Origin of the sequence: Streptococcus suis (assembly GCF_019794615.1) — a bacterium.
GTDB classification, from domain to species: Bacteria; Bacillota; Bacilli; order Lactobacillales; family Streptococcaceae; genus Streptococcus; species Streptococcus suis_AI.
Genome location: NZ_JAIMDU010000064.1, coordinates 1 through 3,824 on the forward strand (window position 1 = coordinate 1; position 3,824 = coordinate 3,824).

General features: G+C 43.8%; 4 protein-coding genes and 1 pseudogene. 4 read left to right on the forward strand and 1 reads right to left on the reverse strand.

Annotated elements, in window-relative coordinates:
- Nucleotides 1–839 (reverse strand): annotated as a pseudogene (locus tag K6V43_RS11225) (hypothetical protein); the annotation flags it as partial.
- A gap of 91 nt (nt 840–930) precedes the next feature.
- Here K6V43_RS11225 and K6V43_RS11230 point away from each other — a divergent pair.
- From K6V43_RS11230 to K6V43_RS11245, 4 genes are all read left to right on the forward strand, one after another.
- Nucleotides 931–1,050 carry an LPXTG cell wall anchor domain-containing protein gene (locus K6V43_RS11230; protein ID WP_222383137.1) on the forward strand — a complete coding sequence of 40 codons (120 nt, stop codon included), beginning with the start codon at nt 931–933 and terminating at the stop codon, nt 1,048–1,050.
- 172 nt (nt 1,051–1,222) lie between these two features.
- Nucleotides 1,223–1,669, forward strand: a complete 447-nt coding sequence (locus K6V43_RS11235) for a LytTR family DNA-binding domain-containing protein (protein WP_024391590.1) — start codon at nt 1,223–1,225, stop codon at nt 1,667–1,669.
- 4 nt (nt 1,670–1,673) lie between these two features.
- Complete coding sequence (locus tag K6V43_RS11240) at nt 1,674–2,339, forward strand: hypothetical protein (RefSeq protein WP_222383139.1); 666 nt, start codon at nt 1,674–1,676, stop codon at nt 2,337–2,339.
- An 86-nt stretch (nt 2,340–2,425) separates the two neighbouring features.
- Nucleotides 2,426–3,706, forward strand: coding sequence for an MFS transporter (locus tag K6V43_RS11245; RefSeq protein ID WP_222383141.1), 1,281 nt, complete (start codon nt 2,426–2,428; stop codon nt 3,704–3,706).
- The last annotated feature ends 118 nt before the right edge of the window (nt 3,707–3,824 follow it).

Consider the following 3,824-nt stretch of genomic DNA (forward strand, 5'->3'; position numbering starts at 1 on the left):
CTGAGTGACTCCGCTTCGGTTTCCGAGTCAGTTTCAAGTTCGATGAGCGAATCATTCTCGATTTCCGAATCAAATTCAAGTTCGCTGAGCGCCTCCGTTTCGGCCTCCGAATCTGTTTCAAATTCACTGAGTGACTCCGCTTCGGTTTCCGAATCAACCTCAAGTTCGCTGAGCGCGTCCGCCTCATCCTCTGAATCAATTTCAAGTTCACTGAGTGAATCCGCTTCGGTTTCCGAATCAGTTTCAAGTTCACTGAGTGACTCCGCTTCGGCCTCAGAATCAGTTTCAATTTCGATGAGTGAATCAACATCGATTTCCGAATCCGTTTCAAGTTCGCTGAGCGCGTCCGCATCAGCTTCAGAATCAGTTTCAAATTCGTTGAGTGAATCAACATCGATTTCAGAATCAGTTTCAAGTTCGCTGAGCGCGTCCGCTTTGGCCTCAGAATCAGTTTCAAATTCGTTGAGCGCCTCCGCTTCGGTATCCGAATCAGTTTCAAATTCGTTGAGTGACTCAACATCGATTTCCGAATCAGTTTCAAGTTCGCTGAGCGAATCATCCTCGATTTCCGAATCAGTTTCAATTTCGTTGAGTGAATCCGTTTCGGTATCCGAATCAGTTTCAAATTCACTGAGTGAATCCGCTTCGGTATCCGAATCAGTTTCAATTTCGCTGAGCGAATCATCCTCGATTTCCGAATCAGTTTCAAATTCGTTGAGTGAATCGACCTCGATTTCCGAATCAGTTTCAATTTCGTTGAGTGAATCGACTTCGATTTCCGAATCAGTTTCAAGTTCACTGAGTGACTCCGCTTCGATGTCTTTTAGTGTAACTAACACAAAGGAAAATCTGGATTTACAATCTGAATTAGCTAATAAGTCTCTTCCTGAACAGGTGACGACTCAGAAATCAAAGACTGAGGAAAAGAAAATGTTACCAAATACAGGGGAGGAGAGCCTTTCATTGGCATCTATGTTGGGAGTAGGACTCTTGCTAGGTACTTTCTTTAAGCAGCGAAAGAAAAATGCTAGCAATGAATCAAATGACTAGTTCTAAAATCTTCGACTTACCATAAATGCAGGCAAAGTCCCTCGTGTAAAGCAAGGGACTTTTCTTTATTCATTTCTACCACTTACCTCCAATTTGTAACCACTTACTGAAATGCTCTTGTATTCCCCGAATTGCCTGTTATAATAGGAGTATCAAAAGCAAAGGAGGGTTTATGAAAGTTAGGATTGAATTTGATGACAGCTTAGATCAGGTTGAAGTTGTTATCCGAACCAGTCAGCTGGGACTAGAGATTGAACAGATTCAGCAAGCTTTGCAACAAGTTAGTCGTCCCTCGCTTGTTTTTTACAAGGGGAGCAGCGAGTATTTTCTTTCATTGGGTGACATACTTTTCTTTGAAACGGACGGAACCAAGATTTTTGCTCATACAGGCGATGATGCCTACGAGGTTAAGATGAAACTCTATGAACTTGAGGAGCATTTGCCCATCTACTTTTGTCGGGTTTCTAAATCAACGATTGCCAATGCTAGAGCAGTGTATTCATTGGATAAGTCTTTTTCAGGAACTAGTCGAATTTCTTTTCATAAAACCCATAAGGAAGTTCATGTGTCACGGCATTATTATCATTTGTTAAAAGAAAAATTACAAGAAGTGAGGTAGGAAGATGAAAAGAAATGGTTTGGGAATAGCTTTACTGATCTTGGCAGGCTTAGTCTTGTTTCAAGACTACTTGCCGGTTGTGGAATTTCCTCTTTGGAAATTGGCGCTGGTAGTCGGTTGGAGTTATCTCTTTTTTAAAGCAATGATAAAAAAACAGCTAGTTACAAGCTTTGTCTGGGGAACCTTGGTCTTTATTGTGCTAAACAGTCACTTTGATTGGTTGGAAATTGATACCTGGACCTTGATATTAGGTGCGATACTGGCTTGCACAGGGGTAAAGTTGTTAATAAAACCTAGGAGGAGCAAGAATATGGTCGATACAAAAAGTTTTGTCAAAGGAGTGATTGGCGATAAGGGACGCGATACAGCTTTTGGTTCCTCGACTCGATACATCCATGAGGAGAATTTTATTCATGACAGTGTGGATGTAGCCTTTGGATCTAGTACGGTCTATTTTGATCAGGCGGTGATTCTAGGTGATAAGGCAGATTTTCATATCGATGCGGCCTTCGCGTCAGTTGACCTCTATCTGCCGGCAAATTGGCTGGCGGTCGTGGAGCTGGATAGTTCCATGTCTACTGTCAATAACTATGCAACTGGTATGGGGGAAAAGGTGCTGCGTATCACAGGAGATATGGCTTTCTCTACTCTGAATATCTACTACACCTAGAGTGAACAGAGAGCAGTCTATCCCGGCTCCTCTGCAAGACAAAATATCTGAATATTCTGGAAATTACACAAAGGAAAGGGATTATCATGAAAAAGATTTTGAAAAATGCTACCTACCTATGGGTACTGACGGCGGATATGCTGTCCAATTTTGGTGATGTTGTCTATTATCTGGCCCTGATGAACTATGTCTTGCTGGTGCCCAACAGCCGTCTGGCGCTGGCGATCGTGACCTTCTCAGAAATCTTTCCTAGCTTTATGGGCCTCTTCACAGGCTATCTGGCAGACAAGACAGTAAACAAAATCAGCACTATCAAGCTGACCCTCCTCTTCCGTGTCCTTCTCTACCTCATCCTCGGATTCTGCATGGGCTTTGAGCCAGCCCTCTGGATTGTCGTGGTGGCTGCAACTTTCAATGTCTTTGCAGACTTCGCTGGCTTTTATGAAAACGGCCTCTATACACCTCTGGGATTACGCGTAGCGCCCAAAGAAGAGCGGGAGCAATACTCGGCCTTTCGCCAGACTGTGACCAGCCTCCTCAACATCGCCTTTCAGGCCCTCTCTGCCCTCTTGGTCGGCCTCCTCTCCTACCAAAAACTGGCCTTTCTCAACGCCGGCACCTTTTTAGCCTCCCTCCTCATCATGCAGCTGCTGACGCCAGCCTTTCGCAAACTCCTGACGGAGCAGCCTTTGAAAATAGCAGAGCAGCCGAGCCAGCCCGAGTCAGAAACCAAAGGTCCGGGCATTCTAGCTTCATTCAAGCAAGCAATCGTGGAGCTGCGCAAGATTCCAGAGTTCCGCCTGGTCCTGATTACCAGCCCCATAATCAACGCCTGTGGAGCGATTCTCTATCCTATTCTGGTCCTGCTGATTAGCGAAGACCCAAATCTTGTCTTCCTCAATGTTGAAACAACACTTGCCCTGACCATTCTAATATTTTTTGTCGGAAATATTTTGGGTTCCTCTTTGGTCTTTACCTTGTTCAAAAAGACCAGCATGGTTACGCTTGAAGTGGCAGCTACTTTTTCTCTATTGGGGGTATTTGTAGGAATGTTGACTCACCAATTGCCTCTCATCCTATTCTTTTTAGCGACTATGGGAATTGGTTTCGGAGCTAGTGGTCCAAAATTTAATGCAAAATTTGTCAATTCCATGCCAGAGGAGCAGTTGGCAACGATAGGAGGTGGTGTTTCCACCTACTTCATGTTGGGTCAAGCTCTATTTCGGCTAGTTGTATCCGGTTTAGTCTTGCTATTATCAGTTGATCAGATTAGCTGGATTTTCCTGAGTGCTAGTGGGTTTTTAGCCTTATATGTTATCTACTGGCTTATCAGAAATCAAAAAATACCTCAAAATCAGTCTGTATAGGCGAATCATTTCCATAGTTAGTTATTCCCGTCCTATCACCGGATTAGCACCCTATAAAAAGAAAAATCGCCACGTTAAGTAGCGATTTTTCCCTTTTGTGAGCCTCAATGAAACGTCA